The following is an 18,051-nucleotide window of genomic DNA, read 5'->3' on the forward strand; positions in this document are numbered from 1 at the left end:
AGTCATCAGCCGTTAGTAAAACTAGTCACTAATGACTGACGACTATCTCTATAACTTTCCTTGCCAAACGCTGTAATCCAAAAATTGGTTTGGCACGATTGGTGGCGCGTTGAAAATGCCGTACAGCGTTGATCCCGAGCCAGTCATACTGGCGTAGACAGCCCCAGCCCCGTAGAGTTCCCGCTTGATTTGAGCCAGAATCGGGTACTTCGGGAACAGACTGTCTTCAAAGTCATTATGAATTGTATCACGCCAGGTATCGACGGACGTTTGTAACTGACCCTCCAGCGAAATTTCAGGTTGTCGAGGTCGAACCCCAGCGTAAGCTTCCGCCGTTGAAATGGCAAGATTTGGATAGACTAATAGTATATAATACCCGCTTAGATCAATCTCTGTTTCCAGAAACGTATCTCCCTTCTCAATACAATACAACGGGCGATTCTGGATAAAAAAGGCACAATCACTACCCAGCAAACGAGCGTATTCTTCCAATTCTGAAACAGTTAATCTCAAGCTAAAGCGCTCATTTAATAACTTCAACGTAAAGGCGGCATCGGCCGAACCGCCACCCAGGCCTGCACCTATGGGCACAATCTTATGAAGATGCATCTTAACTGGCGGCAAATCAAAATCAGCTTTTAGTACGTTATAAGCCTTGATACACAGATTACTGCCAGCATCTCCAGGTATGGCTAATCCACTACTACTAAACGCAAATTCATCTGCAGGAATTATTTCCAGCACATCGCCCCACCCAACCGGATAAAAGCACGATTGCAGGTTATGAAACCCATCGGGACGCTTTTTGGTGATACGTAGGCCAAGATTTATTTTACTGGTAGGAAAGACAATCACAGGATAAATGATAAGAGTATATAGGCTATTTACGGGTATTAAGGTCGTAAATCTGGTTTACACTATTGGGGAGCTCGTGTTGATCGTGCGTGACGAACAGAATAGTTTTCTCCTGAAAGCTATCAATTAACCGCCGGGCCAATTCAATATGGCGTGCATCTATTGCCTGAAAAGGTTCGTCCAGTAGCAATACCGGCGGATTTTTAAGGAGTGCCCGTACCAATAAGACCAATCGCTGCTCACCTGCCGACAAGGTACCGAAAGGCCGATTTATCGTACCCGTCAGCTCAAAATAGGCTAGCAGCTCCCTTAAATCTGCTTCGGTTTCGGCAGAGACTCGTTTGGGTGGAGTAAGAGTATCTGTTAGCCCTGTCAGCGCGACCTGGCGTACTGACAGGTTCTGAGGAAAATAAAGATGCAGTTCGGGCGATACAAACCCAATCCGGCGTTTCACATCCCAGATGCTTTCGCCCGATTTACCGCGTCGATGGCCAAACACGCTGACGTCATTGGCATAGGCCTGCGGATGGTCACCATAAAGCAAACTCAGTAGTACCGACTTTCCGGCCCCATTTTGCCCCAGCAAAGCCCACCGTTCACCCGCCCGAACAGCCCAATCAATTGTATTCAGAATTATCGTATCACCATAGCGCACAGTCACGTTGCGTAACTGAAATGCTGCGTCAAAGTCGGCAGGTCTGGGCTTCGTCTGGAGCTCAGGTAGCGCAGCCATTGGTACGTCTAACGGCTCTGCTACGTAACTTTCTTTGGTGCCTGCCCACTGAACTTCACCGTTTTTTAGCGTGATCACATGCGTTACGAACGAGGGAATATCAAGTGGATCAGCGACTAACATAAGCGTCAGACCGTGATTGATCAGTTCACCTAGCCAGTTGGTCAATTCTGTACGGAATCCCTTGTCTAAACCAACAAGAGGATTGTCCAACAACAGCACGGTTGGGTGCTTTAACAAGGCTTTGCCAATGCGTGACTTGCGCGTCTGACCGTTGGAGAGTTTTAGAAACGAACGATCCAGCAACGGTTTCAGCCCTAATCGCTCAACGAGCAAATCGTTCTCAGGTGATTCAGTAAACTGTAGGTAATTACGTAGCGTCGGTATAGATTTATAGGCTGGATCAGTTCCTTCCGGGCTATCGCTCATCGTAGCCTGATAGCGTTGCTGATAAAAATAACCGCTGTATGAAAACTGACTTGATTCTTCTTTAAACGAAACCAATTCGGCCGATGTCCTACGGGTCAACATGCCCGATGCAGTCGGCATCACATGCCCGGCAAGTGTCTGCAAAAGTGTTGTTTTCCCGCTCGCGGTCGGTCCAACAAGTGCCCAGCATTCGCCCGGGTTTAGCTGAAATGTAATATCACGTAGCACTTGCTGGCTACCCCGGCGGACAGTCAGTTTGTGTAAAGAAATCAGTGCATTTAGGTCAGGCATAAAAAAATTGGGGTGATACCTTTGCAAAGGTATCACCCCAATTCGCTTCTTTTTGTCGCTTCAGACTAAATTACATAGTGCTGGAACGGGGCTTCGTTGTTGAAGGAACACTTTTCGTACGAGTCGATCCATTTCCTGTCGATCCGTTATTCATACGATCCGTAGTACCCGATTGCATATCCGTAGTGGTACCCGTGTTTGTTGTACCATTGTTCATTGTACCGGTACCCGTACTGTACGTACTACCAGTGCCTGTTGTTGGTGGTACAGTAGTCGTCCCCGTAGTTGGATTTACTGTACCCGTCGTTCCCATATTGGTCGGCTGATTCTGGTATGTATTTGTGTTCGTTGGTGGCTGCATCTGGTTCGCGCCAGTTGTTGGTTGAGGCTGATTAATGCCAGTATTGGTTGGTGGCTGCGTCTGATAGGTACCAGAATTTGTCCCCGTGTTTGAGCCGTTTGTATATGTACCAGTTGTACCCGAGCCGGTTGTGCCCGTTGTTGTTCCTCTCGACCCAGCGTTTGTTGACGAGTTGGTCGTTTGTGCATTTACATTGAGGGCTAAGCCAGCTACCAGCATACAGCCCATGATCATTACTTTTTTCATAATTGAGTTGAGTGTTATTTTTATTCGTTTCTCGATATTCTATAACATAACTCGACTAGTCAAAAAATGTTTAGTTATTTTTAATTTTAACCAGCACATTGGCAAGCGTTTATCCCATAAGATACAAAAAAAGGGCAGCAAGCAATTTATGCTTACTGCCCTTTCAAACGCAAAGAAATGATTTATAATGTGCCTTTTTTCATTTCTTTCACCGCAAAATCGGCCGCACGGGCGGTTAGCGCCATGTACGTTAACGAAGGGTTCACGCAGGAGGCTGATGTCATGCAAGCACCATCCGTATTAAAGACGTTCTTGACGGAATGAAGTTGATTATGCGCATTCAGCACCGACGTCTTCGGGTCGCGTCCCATCCGGGCAGTACCCATTTCGTGAATACCAATGCCGGGATGCTTCGACTCGTCGTTATAAGGCGTTACGTTCTTTATACCAGCGGCTTCGAGCATTTCAGCGGCATCGTTCATCATATCGATGCGCATCTTCCGCTCATTCTCACCATAGGCTGCGTCGAATACAATCAGTGGTAAGCCCCACTTATCTTTCTGGTCTGGCGAAAGCGTCATACGGTTATTTGGATCAGCAATCATTTCACCAAAACCGCCGAGGCTCATTGTCCACTGACCAGGTTTGGTTAAACTTTCTTTGAAATCAGCGCCGAAACCGTCAGCACCATTGCCCCGGTTCCAGCCTTCACGACCGGCACCACCCTGGTAGCCAAAGCCCCGAACGTAGTCGCGTTTATCGCCAGCCCAGTTCCGGTAACGTGGTACATAGACACCATTGGCACGGCGGCCAAAGTAGTATTGATCTTCCATGCCTTCAAACGTTCCGGCAGCACCCACGGCCAAATGGTGGTCCATGATATTACGACCAAGCTGGTCGGAATCATTACCCATACCATTCGGGAAACGGTGCGATTTTGAGTTCATCAGGATAGACGTACTGGCAAACGATGATGCATTGAGGAAAATAATCCGGGCGTAATATTCCCGAACCTCCTTGGTGTTCTGGTTAATAATCCGAACGCCGGTTGCCTTGCCCTTTTTCTCGTCATACAGTACTTCCGACACAATCGAATCAGGCAGTAGCGTTAGTTTTCCGGTCTTAACAGCCGCTGGCAACGTAGCAGATTGAGTACTGAAATACGCGCCATATGGACAGCCTCGCATACACTGGTTCCGGAACTGGCAAGCCGCCCGACCCAAATCGTAGTGCAGTTGCTTTGGCTGGGTTAAGTGAGCCGTACGTCCCATCGTAACCCGACGAGCTGGAAACTTTTTTTCAATTTTTGCCTTCGCTTCTTTTTCCAGGCAGTTCATCTGCATCGGCGGCAGAAAATTACCATCGGGCAGCACATCCAGACCATCCTTATTGCCCGAAATTCCGGCGAATCCTTCTACATAAGTGTACCAGGGAGCGAGGTCTTCATAACGAATCGGCCAATCGACACCAATGCCTTCTTTGCCATTAGCCATAAAGTCTTCCTTGTTCCAGCGATAGCTTTGTCGGCCCCACATCAACGACCGTCCACCCACATGATAACCGCGAATCCAGTCTACCTTACGTTTTTCGAGGTATGGGTTTTCCTTATCATTTTCGAAATGGTGCCGCCATTCTTCGTTAGCGGTATAGCCAGTACGCATGTTGGCCCAGTATTCTTCAGCCGCCATGGTTGTGATACGTCCACGGTGCGGAAAATCCCAGGGATTATTGGTCGCCGTTACGTATCCTTCGATGTGCTTAATATCGCGGCCACGCTCCAGCATCAGCACTTTCAATCCTTTTTGGGTAAGTTCTTTGGCAGCCCAGCCACCCGAAATACCCGATCCCACGACAATAGCGTCGTAGGTCATATCTTTTTTTGCGTCAATATTTAAGTTCATTCTGTGAGAAGAGTTTTATAGTTAAAAAGTCATATAGTTAAAAAGTTGTAAAACCGCTATCGGGTTAATTATATAACTCTTCAACTATCTAACTCTATAACTTTTTTAGATGGCCCACGCCTTTTGGCCGGGCTTGAGCGGAACACAACCATCGTAGCGACCAGGAACGGCTACGTATTCAAGCGCCTGGGTTGCACCGATCTCGGACGTAAAATAGCCGGTTAGCGTCAGGTCCTTCAACATGGTGAAGAAAGGCGTGTACGTTTTCGCACCCTTATCACCCGGCATCTGTAAATCAGCCTGTCCATTGTCCACTTTTTTCGCGGCTTTAGCATTGGCCATCTCGGCACGCTGCTGTTTGGCTTCGGCTTCAAGCTTTTTAACAACCTCAATACGTTGCGTTGGATCAAGTTGCACAAAGGCTTTCCCATAGGCATCCTGACTGAGCTTGTTCGTCTGCGTAAGCCCATCCAGGAACCGCTGCTGATCGGCTGGCTTGTAGCAGTCTTTCAGAATAACATCAATAATTTCGTTCACCTTGGCTGCTTTTGCGCCAGGCGTACCTGTCGTCGGAATAATGGTATCGGCCAGTTCCGCGACCGTCGCGTCCTGATCGGCCGTAAAGAAAAGCGGCTTGCCCGTCAGGGCGCGTCGGGCGGCCGACGCTTCGAGCGTATCGGCCAATGCGGGCGATACCAGGCCGGGCAGCGACATAGTGGCGCCAGCCAGCGCGGCTACCCGCATAAGAGCATCTCTTCTGTTCATAGGTTTATAGCAAATTAGACTTTCAAATAGAACGATATATATAAATACAAATGTATAACATTCAATGAATGGATTGTGCAATTTGGAGACGCACTTTTGGTGGATAATTCTATTTAGAACGTAGCTAATTATCAGCCTAAAACGAACAAGGCAAATCAGTTAGGTGATCTCGAGGCCTAAAAGATGAGTCACAAAAAAGCCGACTCATTCGAATGAGTCGGCTTTTTACAGAAAGGTTTTGTGTATCATCATTCTGTCGCTAACTCCCGTACGGCCAGCCAGCTCATCAGTCCGGCGCCGGTTTCCAGAGCTGCTTCATCGATGTCGAAGGTGGGGGTGTGAACACCCGAAATGATACCGCGAGCCTCGTTGCGGGTTCCAAGTCGGTAAAAGCAGGAATCGACCACCTGCGAATAAAAGGCGAAGTCTTCGCCCGCCATCCATAAATCGAGGTCAACAACGTTTTCTGCGCCCATGTATTCAACGGCTTGTGCCCGCACACGACGAGTCAATTCGGGATGATTTTTCAGGAAAGGATACCCGTGCACAATCGTAAACTCGCAGGAGCCGCCCATCGCTTCGGCAATACCTTCGGCCAGTTTAACCATTCGTTTTTTACCTTCTTCGCGCCATTCTTCATTCATGCACCGGAACGTGCCCTGAATCGTAACTTCGTTTGGTATTACGTTCGTCACGCCGTCGGCAATGAATCGCCCAAACGACAACACTGATGGACTGGCCGGTGGACGATTTCGGCTGATTATCTGCTGGAGTGCCACGATGATGTGCGACGCAATCAAAACCGGATCAACGAGGTTATCGGGCATGGCAGCATGGCCACCTTTTCCCCGAACGGTCATGTAAATTTCATCGGTGCTGGCCATGTACATACCTTCCCGAAAGCCAATTTTCCCGACAGGAATGTTTGGTGCTACGTGCTGGCCGAGCATACTGACAGGGGCCGGATTTTCCAGAACACCTTCCCGAATCATCATCGATGCACCACCGGGGGCTTTCTCTTCGCCCGGCTGGAATACCAGCTTCACTGTACCATCGAACTGGTCGCGTAATACGTGCAGGATACGCGCTACACCCAACAAGCTTGCAGTATGCGCATCGTGTCCGCACGCATGCATAACCCCCTCAACGGTAGACTTATACGATACGTTGTTTGCTTCGTGGATTGGCAACGCATCCATATCAGCTCGCAAGCCAACGACTTTCGAGGGGGAAGAACTGTTGCTCTTGTTACCCTCAATAAGGGCCACTAGGCCCGTATCGGCCACGCCTTCCTGCGGTGTTATACCAATAGCTTTGAGCTGGTCGGCGACAAATCGGGCTGTGTTATGTTCCTGAAACGAGAGTTCGGGATGTGCATGCAGGTGTCTACGAGTCTGAACGATGTCGGCCGCATATTGCCGGGCCAGAGATTTAATGGAATCGAGCATAAGTAATGCGGTGGTGCGGCATTCCGACGGAAAACCGCATTTGGATTTATACGGCGGCTTTCCAGCCGCGTTACTGTGTTGTTATAAACTGATAATCGCTCACAACCGTTTCCAGGAAGGCGCGATTTGGCAAACTACTTTGAATACCGGTTACTTCTTTAACTTTATCGGCGGTTCGTTCCAGAACATGTTCGTCGGTTCGGCGAAGAACCTCACGAACGATGCTAATGTCCCGGTCGGAAAGCAAGCTAACATCAGCAAACTGCACGATGTAATTTTCAGGGGCGGGGCGATATACCACGTCCTCTATCGAAACGGGCTGCTTGAGCTTAACAACCGTGGTTCCGGCCGCAATATCGCCCAGACGTTGGCCTCTACCATTAGCCGCTACCGTAATTATTGGAACAATCCCGCCCAAAAACGCCACCGATTCCACAATCCGAAGCAACCAACGTAGTAGATAAGCACCTAAGCCCGGCTGCGATCCATCGAGCATGACTACCCGAATATTCATAGCGATTTTACCAATACTTCTGCCGTTGAGAAGCCATTCCGACGCCAAATCGTAGAACACAACGGGCAGCATGGCAATTACCCCATAGAATTTGCCAACATTCAGATTGAGGCCAGCGGCAATGGCCATTACCAGCAGCACCCAGCCAAAGATCACTACATAGTCAATTAAAGAGGCTATAATCCGGTCACCAACGCTGGCGGGCTCGTATTCAAGTAAAACGTTCTGAGAAGTGCGGATGGCAAGAGACATGGGGTGGAGTCGTAAGTCAGCAGTCAAAAGTCGTAAGTAAGGTCGTCTAGTCAAAAACTTTTTAGGGAAAACCTATTAACTTAGCCAACTGACCCTTACGACTTATATGCGCGAAGCCCTTTTCGTTAAACGCAACTCCGACAAGTGGCGCGACATCGAACAAAATCCTACGCGAGATCCCGACGAGCTGACAAACCGCTTTGTAGAACTGACTGATGATTTGTCGTACGCCCGGACGTTCTACCCTAATTCGAACGTAACGCGCTACCTCAACGGGCTGACCGCCCAGATGCACCGGGGGCTGATGCAGAACAAGCGCGACGATCGCAGTCGATTCGTTACGTTCTGGAAATACGAGTTACCCTTTCTCTTTCAACAGTCGCATCGGCTGCTGGCGCTTTCGGCGGGTATTTTTTTGGTAGCGGGTATTCTCGGCTGGTTATCGGCGGCTCATGATGCTACGTTCGTTCGACTGATTCTGGGTGATCAGTACGTAAATATGACGCTCGAAAACATCAAAAAAGGCGATCCACTAGGCGTGTACAATAGCAGCGATCAGGCGTCGATGTTTGTGCAGATAACACTCAATAACATCTACGTAGCGTTCCGGACGTTCATATTTGGCCTGTTCGCATCGTTTGGCACGATGGCTATGTTGTTCTACAACGGCATTATGCTGGGCTCTTTTCAATATTTTTTCTACGAACGTGGGTTACTGCTCGACTCCATCCTGAAAATATGGATTCACGGCACGCTCGAAATATCGGCCATTATCATAGCGGGCTGCGCGGGCTTAACCGTCGGCAACAGCCTGCTATTCCCTGGGACATTTTCTCGACTGGAGTCATTTAAGCGCGGCATCAAACAGGGCTTGAAAATTGCGATTGGGCTAGTACCGATTTTTGTTATGGCAGGTTTTCTGGAAAGTTTTATCACGCGGCTAACGCTGCCGCCGGTCGTGAGTGGCGGTATTATTCTGGTTTCGGCTGCTTTCATTATCTGGTATTTCATTCTGTACCCAATTTCACTTAACCGCAGGATTCAGTCATGATTCAACTTTTCGAGCAGCGCGATTTTGGGAACAAAATCAATGCTACGTTTCAGTATATCGCTCAGAATATCAACAGCTTTATCCTGTCTATCATTTACATAGCTGGCCCGCCTGTTTTACTTATGATCGTGGCCGGCAGTTTCCTGATCAGTGATGTTATCTTGCTGTTTGGGTCGAGTCAGACCAACCCGCTCTGGTTCATGAATGAGCTACCAGCCATTTTGGTTATCGGCATTGGATTCATGCTGAGTCTATTGGCGGTAAGTCTGACAACCTTTGCTCACCTGAAAGTATATAACCGAAATGCGGGACAGCCTATTCAGGTATCGCAGGTTTGGGAGGAGGCTAAAGAACACATCGGACCCGCCATCGTGTTTAACATCCTGTCGACCATCGTAACCATCGTCGCTACGATGTTTTTTATTTTGCCAGGCATTTACGTCGGTGTTGTTCTGAGTTTGGGGGTTCCGGTTCTGGTCTTTGAAAATACGAATTTTGGGCAGACCTGGAATCGATGTTTCGAACTCATCCGCGATAAATGGTGGTCTACGTTCGGGCTGGCCTTAGTAATGGGCATCCTTGCCGGATTGCTACGTCTGATCTTTCAGATTCCGGGTATAGTTATTGGTTTCTTAGCTAGTGATGTAGCTACCCAGGGCATTGTTGCTATTATCTCGGGGGCTATTAGCCTGCTCGGAGCCTTGCTCCTCAATAGTTTAGTTTACCTGGCCCTTGGTTTTCAGTACACAAACCTGGTTGAACGGCAGGAAGGCCGGGGGATGATTTCTGCCATCGACTCTATTGGAACCCAGCCAACCCAAGCCCGCGAAACGGATGAAGGCAGTTTCTAAATTGACGTTTTTTGTTGTTGCCGCGCAAGTTGCTACGTTGCTGGTATGCGTGTATTCATTGCCGGTTTCGGCCCAAATGACTGCGCCCCAAAGCCAAACGGTTTCGACCCCCGACGACCGTTCGGCGCTACGTGTCCGTTACCCTAATCCAGACCACTTGCATAAACTGCAAACCGATCGTGATTACCAGTATAACAACGACGCGCCCCCGTCTACCAATCCGATAGCTCGTTTTTTCAATTGGCTCTTCCGTAAAATTTCCCGCTTTCTGGCCAGCAAAGCCTATCAGGACGTTTGGCAGTATGTAATTCTGGCGGGTATAGCTGGTGTCTCTATTTATCTGCTGATGAAAGCCGAGGTGCTGGGTTATTTGTTTCCAAAGAAGGCACAATCGAGTGATCTGGATTACGCAACGCTGGAGGAAAATATCCACGAAATCAATTTCGATTCGGCCATTGAGGACGCCATCAGCCAGCGAAACTTTCGGCTGGCCGTGCGGCTTCTGTACCTGCAAACGCTCAAACGCCTGACCGACTCGGGTCAAATTAACTATAAACCCGAAAAAACAAATCGTCAGTACGTTTATGAGTTAGCAAATTCTCCTCTCCAGAGTGGTTTTGAGATTCTAACGCGTCAATTTGAGTTTGTTTGGTACGGCGATTTTCCGGTAGACGAAACCAAATTCGGGCAAATCAGGCAGCAGTTTCAGCAGTTTAATTCGTCTCGGCCAGCCCCAATACACGACAGATGAGCACTGGTTTGACTTACGCAACCCAGCCTTCTTTTATGTATTCGTAGTCAGATCAGACGAAGCTATTGGCAGAAGCATCGTACTTTTTGTTAAACAAACCCGCATTTACTGATTCGGTGATTTTTCGCCTTAGGGAGTTAATTCGCTCTGCATACACAGCATCTCCAATGGTCAGGAGGTTCGTATAGGCCCGATCCCAGTTACCATTTGTGTTCAACGCAGCCGCAATGCGATCAAACGTAGCTCGCCCCTGGTGCAGAATGTCGCAAACGACCACACATACTTTAACGGGTGCCCTATCGAGTCCTAGCCGATGATGATAGCGAGGCAAATTTGCCTGAAAGAAATCAACCGCCAGACTGACCTGCACTAACCGATTTTGCGGATCATTCTGTGCCCAGTGTACCATTCGGGCGGCACTTATGGTTTCCTGATTTTCAATTTCTGAAAGCGTAGGATTCAAGTAATTCATTAACCCTTGTGTTGACGTATCACTCTCCAACTGGGTCAAGGTTTCGTTGCTATTTTTATAATGAATACGGCCCTGGCTCAGTTTTAACCGAGGAAAGTAATCGGCTGCCAACGGTAATTGAAGTAGCTTTTTCAGGTAGCGCACAAAATCGCCATTGGGTACGTGGGCAGCATACTGCATGAAACTGAAGGTAAATTTGGCCCGATCATACGTATTAAGGCAGAAGAAAGATCCTTTACTTTCGACAAAGGCCGTGGGGTTTATAAAATCTGCCCAAAACCCATAGTCGGCTCTGTAGTCATTGGGGTTGTAGGTAAGGCCGGGTTTGGTATCTGTATTAAACAGCCCGAAATTATCCTGATATTTAGTTCTGTAGGCAATCACAAACCGGCTTTCGCCCGAATTGAGCCGTGTACCATAATAAACCGTTCTGCCTGTGGATAAAACAGCAGATGAAATATTGAATGAGTAGGCCATGTTAAGGGGATTGAAGGGTAAGGAATTATATCTGTTGATAGGGACTAAATAGGTACTACGACAACAAAAGCATGTAGAACCATTACACCTTATCGAGAAAGATGATCAAACCTGAATTCTGACCAGAAGACTGTACCAAAACCTGTTGGTATTCAGAGCATTTATTTAAAAGTACTATAAGCCATGAAGATAGTTAAAGACCTCTTATTTAACGGTGAGTCCTTTTAGACTGTGGCGCATCCACCGAATTTGCTAAAAGCCAGACATCTGCTCCCCGTATCTTAAACAAATGTGTATTTGCAAAACAAGCCGCGAAACGGTAGTATTACAGAGAGAAACTCGGTGAGTAAAATCTGTCTGATTCGTTAAGCCTGACGCTGGCTGTCAGAATGCTTATCTATTTATAACTGTCCTTGCTGAAGCCTAATAAATATCTCCTTATCCTGCTTACTACGGTAGTGGCCTACGTACTCTATGAGTATTATCGACCGAAGCCGATTAACTGGGAACCAACGTATCAGAATGACGACAAAATTCCGTTCGGAACACAGGCGTTGTTTGAGTTAATGCCTGACGCATGGCAAGGGGCACCCATCAAGACGGTTCGCTTGCCGGTCTATAATTTTTTAACAGAAACAAAGCTGCCGGTACGTAGTAATTATGTGTTCGTGTGCCATGATTTCAATGCCGATGGCAACGATCTAAAAAAACTCCTGTCCTATGTCGGTCGTGGGAATAATGTCTTTATTTCTGCTTATATACTGCCTGATTCACTGAGTACGCTATTAGGTTTCAAAGCCGACGAGAAAGATCCACTCAAAGCGGATTCAACGCTACGTCAGAATTTTGTGAATCCCCAGTTGAGGAAGGCGGGGGGCTATAATTTTTTCCACGACGATGGACGTAACTTCCTGATGATCAATAAATCACAACACGTAATGGTAATAGGGCGAAATGCCCGAAATGAGCCAACTTTTATTCGAGTCCAGTATGGGAAAGGCCAATTTTTTGTTCACAATTTGCCTTTAGCCTTCACGAATTACTACGTTCTGGACAAGAAGACGTCAGACTACGCATTCAAAGCACTCTCCTATTTGCCGGTTCTGCCGACCTACTGGGACGAATACCAGAATCAAGGGCGATTCGATGCGGATCAGCAGTCTGTTTTCCGATATATCCGTTCGCAACCAGCTTTGAACTGGGCGTATTACCTGGTGGCATTTGGACTGCTTTCTTACGCAATCTTTGCCGGAAAACGGACACAACGTATCATCCCGGTGATTGAGCCTGCTAAAAATACTTCGCTGGATTTTGTAAAGACCGTTGGTCAGATGTACTTTCAGCAGGGTGAGCACGATAACCTGGCCCGGAAGAAAATCCAGTATTTCCTGGCTGATATCCGCGACCAGTATGGACTAAACACAACCGTGCTGGACAGAGAGTTTATAGAAACGTTAAGCCGAAAAAGCGGTGCGCCAAACGATGAAACGGATGAGTTAGTACGACTTCTTCGCAACGCTCAGAAAAGCACTTTGCTATCGGAATATGATTTATTGACCCTAACCAGGGCCATGGAACGATTTAAACAAGCCCTCTGACGGGATTACACTGATTTATAGATTTACAGAATTTCGCGTTCAACGAAAGCGTAGAACAAAAGCAGATTAATCTATAAACCAGTGGAATCCTGGCGGGACCGCCCGCGCGGTCAGACATTCTTTATGGAAAATTTTCAAACTCGATTAGACCTTACGACCCTCACGTCCACTGTCGATGCCATTCGCGCTGAAGTTGGTAAAGTCATTATTGGACAGCACAATACGGTCGATTTATTATTAACAGCCTTGCTGGCCGATGGGCACGTACTGATTGAAGGTGTGCCGGGTGTAGCGAAAACGCTGACGGCCAAGCTGCTGGCCAAGACAATGTCGGTGGGCTTTAGTCGGATTCAGTTTACACCCGATCTAATGCCATCGGATGTATTGGGGACGTCTGTTTTTATGCCCAAAACCGGTGATTTCTCGTTCCGGCAAGGGCCCATTTTCTCTAATCTGGTCCTGATCGACGAAATCAACCGGGCACCGGCCAAAACCCAGGCTGCCCTGTTTGAAGTCATGGAAGAGCGGCAGGTGACGAACGACGGTACTACGTATCATCTCGCCGAACCATTTATGGTGCTGGCAACTCAAAACCCGATTGAACAGGAAGGGACGTATCGACTACCCGAAGCACAGTTAGATCGTTTTCTGTTCAAAATCGTGGTCGGCTATCCTTCGGCAACTGAAGAGGTAGACATTCTCCGTGGCCACCATCAACGGAGAAACCTCGCCGATGCGCTCGATGCGGTTAATGAGATACTCACCGCCGACCAGTTAGCTACCCTACGTGGGCAGGTGCATCAGGTGCATGTGGAAGACAAGTTGTTCGACTATATCGCTCAGATTGTACAGGGAACCCGTGCCAATAAATCGCTTTACTTGGGTGCATCGCCCCGCGCATCGGTAGCTTTACTGAACAGTGCAAAAGCCCTTGCTACGTTGCGGGGCCGTGACTTTATTACGCCTGAAGACGTTCAGGAACTAGCAGCTCCCGTATTGCGCCATCGGGTGTTGCTCACGCCCGAACGCGAGATGGAAGGCGGCACGGCCGATGATGTCGTTGCGCAATTAGTGCAGAAGGTTGAGGTACCGCGATGAAATTTATCCGTCCCTTCTTCGTCGCAACTCGACTTTGGCTTGTCTTACTAGCCATTGTACTGCTGTTCGTAACGGCCTACGCTTTCCCTATTCTGTTTGCGCTGGCACAGGTCGTTTTTTTGATTTTTATATTTCTGATTTTTCTGGATGCCTGGCTACTCTTTCGTGTTAAATCCGGCGTCTTTTTCGCCCGTCGCGAACTGCCAGACCGTCTATCGAATGGAGATGAAAACCCGCTGTCAATTTATCTGGAAAACCAGTACACATTTCGGGCCACTGTCGATGTAATTGATGAAATTCCGTTCCAGTTTCAACGACGTAACATATTGTTTCAGGCCAGACTGAACCCGCGCGAAACGCAGGTACTACGGTATGAACTTCGGCCTACGCGGAGAGGAGAATACAGTTTTGGAGCCGTTAACGTATTTGTCATGACGCCCTTAGGCTTGCTTAAACGGCATTATCAGTTTGAACAGGGCAAAACAGTAGCTGTTTATCCATCGTTTTTGCAGATGCGACAATATGAATTGCTGGCGGCTACTAATCGTCTGAACGAAGTGGGCGTAAAACGAATGCGTCGTATTGGACACAGCATGGAGTTTGAACAGGTTCGTCCCTACTCCACCGGCGATGACGCTCGTACGATTAATTGGAAAGCTACCTCCCGGCGAACCGATCCAAGAGGCACAACGCTCATGATTAATGCGTATCAGGATGAGCGCTCGCAACCTGTTTACTGCCTGATTGACAAAGGACGGGTTATGCAGTCGCCGTTTAATGGGCTGACACTCCTCGACTACGCTATCAATGCTAGTTTGGTATTGAGCAATATCGCACTCATGAAACAGGACCGGGCGGGTATCCTGACCTTCTCCGACCATGTTGGCCAAATCCTACCTGCCGAACGCCGATCAGGCCACATGCTCAAAATTCTGGAAGTACTGTATCGGCAGAAAACCCGCTTTCTGGAAACCGATTATGAGAGTCTGTACGCCAACGTTCGGGCGAATATCCGCCAAAGGAGTTTGCTCTTGTTGTTCACCAACTTTGAGACCGTGAGCGCCATGCACCGGCAGTTACCCTACCTGCGCCGGCTCGCCAAAGAGCATCTACTGCTGATCATCTTCTTCGAAAATACAGAACTCCGCAGTTTACTCGACCAGCCAGCAACCGATACGGAACAGATTTACCTCAAAACAATTGGCGAGAAATTTTCTTTTGAAAAGAAGCAGATTGTGAAGGAGTTAGCGCAATACGGCATCCAAACTATTCTGACGGCTCCACAGAATCTGACCGCTAATACAGTCAATAAATACCTGGAATTGAAAGCCCGTGGTATGATTTGAGATCTTTAATTGTCGCCAAGTCCACCCTTTACGGATTCATAATCAGACTTAAGCCGCCCCATTTCCTTCGCCAGAAATACCTGCAACTGGCGGTTGAATTCTTCCTTCTCCGTATCAGGTAGAGACCCATACATATCTTTCAATTCCTGATTGATGGCAGCCCGTTCTTCATCAGTAGCTGCATTAATGGACTTATAGTGGTATTTTCTAAAATCGTACTGCATTGGCATTCCATTAAAGAGACTGGACGTTAGCCATTGGAAAGTTTCCAACAACTAACGTCCAGCTTATAAAAATTAAACGTTTACGATTTCATCAACTCCTGATGCTCTTTCAAGCGCTGCCGTTCAATTCGGGCCGATACCAGAATACTCACTTCGTACAGGAGCGTTAAGGGTAGGGCCACCAGTACCTGACTATAAATATCCGGCGAGGGGGTGATAATTCCTGCCACAATCAGAATCACGATCCAGGCGTGTTTGCGGTAAGAGCGCATGAATGCAGGAGTTAGTACACCCACTTTCGATAATACGTAAGCGATCATTGGCATCTGAAAGATCAGCGCGCAACCCAGCGAGAGCGTTACCAGAATACCGATATACGACGTAATATCGAACTGGTTTTTGATCTCGGGCGTAATCTGATAGTTTGCCAGAAAGTTGATCGCCAGCGGAGAAACGATAAAATAGCCAAAAAGAAGTCCTAACAGAAACAGCATCGAAACAAAGAAAACTGCTCCTCGGGCAGCCTCTTTCTCAACGGATCTGAGCCCTGGTTTAATAAACCGCCATAGCTCCCAGAAGGCATAGGGGAATGCAAAACAAAGACCAATAATAGCCGACGAAGTCATAGCCATCGTGAACTGATCCGACACGCCCAGCGACTGCAATTCAAAATTGAGCTTCTTGACGCACAAATCAGCGTAACCCGTCATGTCAGCCAGTTTACACATCATTCGGTACGTCCAGAAGTTCGGGTTTTTGGGACCCATAACCACGACTCTGAAAATATCCTCAATGAAAATAAAGGCAGCAATAGCAAATACAAAAATTGCCCCAACAGCCCGAATAATGTGCCAGCGGAGTTCTTCCAAATGGTCCAGAAAGGACATTTCTTTGCCTTCTTCGGACAGTATTTCTTCGTCTGTTACTTGATCTAGTGGCATTGTATCAATTAGCGAATGAGTGATTGGATGAATGAGTGAATAAGAATCTAACCATGTAAATTATTTCTCTGTGAATAGCTATTCGCTCATTCACTCATTCGCCATTCACAATTAACTTTTATAGAGAGGAAACGCTTTCATCCACTCATTAATTTCTTCTTTTACGGTCGCTAACGTAGCAGCATCGTCATGGTTCATCAGCACCTTGTCGATATATACGACAATTTGCTCCATGTCCGATTCTTTCAATCCGCGCGTTGTCATAGCAGCCGTTCCAACACGGATACCCGACGTTACCATTGGCGACTTATCGTCGAACGGAACCATGTTTTTGTTGATCGTGATATCCGCCTTGATAAGTGTATTCTCAGCCAATTTACCCGTCAGTCCTTTTGAACGAAGGTCGATCAGCATCAGGTGGTTATCTGTACCGCCCGAAATAATTTGATAGCCGCGGCTCAGGAACGCATTCGCCATGGCCTGCGCGTTGGCTTTCACTTGTACGGCATAATCATAAAAATCGTCGGTCAGCGCTTCGCCAAACGCAACCGCTTTAGCTGCAATAATATGTTCCAGTGGCCCGCCCTGCGTACCGGGAAACACACCCGAATCCAGTAACGACGACATCAGACGCGTTTCGCCTTTTGGTGTTTTAATCCCAAATGGGTTCTCAAAGTCGTTTCGCATCATGATAATACCGCCCCGCGTACCCCGTAGTGTTTTATGCGTAGTGGTCGTCACGATGTGGGCATGAGCGAGCGGGTCATTTAACAATCCTTTGGCAATCAAACCAGCCGGGTGCGATACGTCAGCGAGCAGCAGCGCCCCAACTTCATCGGCAATAGCGCGAAGACGGGCATAATCCCAGTCACGGCTATAGGCCGAAGCCCCGCAAATGAGCATTTTTGGGCGCTCGCGTTTCGCTGTCTCTTCAACAACATCGTAGTTAATAACCCCCGTTTCCCGTTCAACGCCATAAAATGTTGGACGGAAATATTTTCCTGAAATATTTACTGACGACCCGTGCGTCAGGTGACCACCGTGCGACAGATCGAAACCCAAGATAGTATCCCCCGGATGCAGGCAGGCTACAAATACAGCCGTATTCGCATTGGCACCGGAGTGTGGTTGCACGTTGACCCAACTAGCCCCGAAAAGCTCTTTAGCACGATCGATAGCAATCTGTTCTACCTGATCTACTACTTCGCAGCCACCATAATACCGTTTCCCGGGCAGACCTTCGGCATATTTATTGGTCAGGACGCTCCCAGCCGCTTCCATAACGGCGGGCGATACAAAATTTTCGGAAGCAATCAGTTCAATACCCGACTCTTGGCGGTGTTTTTCTTTGGCAATCAGATCAAATACCTGCGTATCGCGGGTGGTGGTGGCGGTCGTCATACTACGAGCGGTTAGTGCAATCGGTTGTACAGTAGCTGGCTAGCAC

General features: G+C 48.0%; 17 protein-coding genes. 6 read left to right on the forward strand and 11 right to left on the reverse strand.

Features of this window, described 5'->3' with window-relative positions; all coding sequences use genetic code 11:
- Window positions 1–48 precede the first annotated feature (48 nt).
- From ispE to BM202_RS16590, 7 genes are all read right to left on the reverse strand, one after another.
- Entirely contained in the window at window positions 49–855 is an 807-nt protein-coding gene (gene ispE, locus BM202_RS16555; RefSeq protein WP_093827992.1) for a 4-(cytidine 5'-diphospho)-2-C-methyl-D-erythritol kinase, read from the reverse strand.
- Between the two features lie 25 nt (window positions 856–880).
- Window positions 881–2,308: an ATP-binding cassette domain-containing protein gene (locus BM202_RS16560; protein ID WP_093827994.1), complete on the reverse strand. Its 1,428-nt coding sequence runs from the start codon at window positions 2,306–2,308 to the stop codon at window positions 881–883.
- A 70-nt stretch (window positions 2,309–2,378) separates the two neighbouring features.
- The gene (locus BM202_RS16565; protein WP_093827996.1) at window positions 2,379–2,915 is read right to left on the reverse strand and encodes a hypothetical protein; all 537 of its coding nucleotides are present in this window, start codon (window positions 2,913–2,915) and stop codon (window positions 2,379–2,381) included.
- A gap of 182 nt (window positions 2,916–3,097) precedes the next feature.
- A complete protein-coding gene (locus BM202_RS16575; protein ID WP_093828000.1) occupies window positions 3,098–4,816 on the reverse strand; it encodes a GMC oxidoreductase in 1,719 nt (572 codons plus the stop codon).
- A 105-nt stretch (window positions 4,817–4,921) separates the two neighbouring features.
- A complete protein-coding gene (locus BM202_RS16580) occupies window positions 4,922–5,560 on the reverse strand; it encodes a gluconate 2-dehydrogenase subunit 3 family protein (RefSeq protein ID WP_093828002.1) in 639 nt (212 codons plus the stop codon).
- Window positions 5,561–5,829: 269 nt separating this feature from the next.
- Entirely contained in the window at window positions 5,830–7,029 is a 1,200-nt protein-coding gene (locus BM202_RS16585) for a M20 metallopeptidase family protein (protein WP_093828004.1), read from the reverse strand.
- Between the two features lie 70 nt (window positions 7,030–7,099).
- A complete protein-coding gene (locus BM202_RS16590) occupies window positions 7,100–7,795 on the reverse strand; it encodes an RDD family protein (protein ID WP_093828006.1) in 696 nt (231 codons plus the stop codon).
- 106 nt (window positions 7,796–7,901) lie between these two features.
- On the opposite strand from BM202_RS16590, the gene BM202_RS16595 reads away from it, so the two are divergent.
- From BM202_RS16595 to BM202_RS16605, 3 genes are read left to right on the forward strand one after another with little or no spacing between them, the layout of a single operon-like run.
- Window positions 7,902–8,846, forward strand: coding sequence for a stage II sporulation protein M (locus BM202_RS16595; protein ID WP_093828008.1), 945 nt, complete (start codon window positions 7,902–7,904; stop codon window positions 8,844–8,846).
- Complete coding sequence (locus BM202_RS16600; RefSeq protein ID WP_093828010.1) at window positions 8,843–9,697, forward strand: hypothetical protein; 855 nt, start codon at window positions 8,843–8,845, stop codon at window positions 9,695–9,697. Before BM202_RS16595 ends, BM202_RS16600 begins: the two co-directional genes overlap by 4 nt.
- Window positions 9,681–10,448, forward strand: coding sequence for a DUF4129 domain-containing protein (locus tag BM202_RS16605; RefSeq protein ID WP_093828012.1), 768 nt, complete (start codon window positions 9,681–9,683; stop codon window positions 10,446–10,448). Before BM202_RS16600 ends, BM202_RS16605 begins: the two co-directional genes overlap by 17 nt.
- A 52-nt stretch (window positions 10,449–10,500) precedes the next feature.
- Here BM202_RS16605 and BM202_RS16610 read toward each other — a convergent pair whose 3' ends face one another.
- The gene (locus BM202_RS16610) at window positions 10,501–11,397 is read right to left on the reverse strand and encodes a hypothetical protein (protein ID WP_093828014.1); all 897 of its coding nucleotides are present in this window, start codon (window positions 11,395–11,397) and stop codon (window positions 10,501–10,503) included.
- A gap of 413 nt (window positions 11,398–11,810) precedes the next feature.
- On the opposite strand from BM202_RS16610, the gene BM202_RS16615 reads away from it, so the two are divergent.
- The 3 genes from BM202_RS16615 (at window position 11,811) to BM202_RS16625 (ending at window position 15,439) form a co-directional block, all read left to right on the forward strand.
- A complete protein-coding gene (locus BM202_RS16615) occupies window positions 11,811–12,995 on the forward strand; it encodes a DUF4350 domain-containing protein (protein WP_093828016.1) in 1,185 nt (394 codons plus the stop codon).
- A 123-nt stretch (window positions 12,996–13,118) separates the two neighbouring features.
- Complete coding sequence (locus tag BM202_RS16620; RefSeq protein ID WP_093828018.1) at window positions 13,119–14,093, forward strand: AAA family ATPase; 975 nt, start codon at window positions 13,119–13,121, stop codon at window positions 14,091–14,093.
- Window positions 14,090–15,439: a DUF58 domain-containing protein gene (locus BM202_RS16625; protein WP_093828020.1), complete on the forward strand. Its 1,350-nt coding sequence runs from the start codon at window positions 14,090–14,092 to the stop codon at window positions 15,437–15,439. The genes BM202_RS16620 and BM202_RS16625 overlap by 4 nt, the downstream gene beginning before the upstream one ends.
- A gap of 5 nt (window positions 15,440–15,444) precedes the next feature.
- Here the strand turns inward: BM202_RS16625 and BM202_RS16630 are convergent, their stop codons facing one another.
- The 3 genes from BM202_RS16630 to BM202_RS16640 form a co-directional block, all read right to left on the reverse strand.
- Complete coding sequence (locus BM202_RS16630; protein WP_394333794.1) at window positions 15,445–15,663, reverse strand: hypothetical protein; 219 nt, start codon at window positions 15,661–15,663, stop codon at window positions 15,445–15,447.
- Between the two features lie 80 nt (window positions 15,664–15,743).
- Window positions 15,744–16,604 (reverse strand): twin-arginine translocase subunit TatC, encoded by an 861-nt coding sequence (tatC, locus tag BM202_RS16635; protein WP_093828022.1) that lies wholly within the window; start codon window positions 16,602–16,604, stop codon window positions 15,744–15,746.
- A 111-nt stretch (window positions 16,605–16,715) separates the two neighbouring features.
- Complete coding sequence (locus BM202_RS16640; protein WP_093828024.1) at window positions 16,716–18,005, reverse strand: serine hydroxymethyltransferase; 1,290 nt, start codon at window positions 18,003–18,005, stop codon at window positions 16,716–16,718.
- Between the last annotated feature and the right edge of the window lie 46 nt (window positions 18,006–18,051).

Source organism: Spirosoma endophyticum, from assembly GCF_900112365.1.
Lineage (GTDB): Bacteria > Bacteroidota > Bacteroidia > Cytophagales > Spirosomataceae > Spirosoma > Spirosoma endophyticum.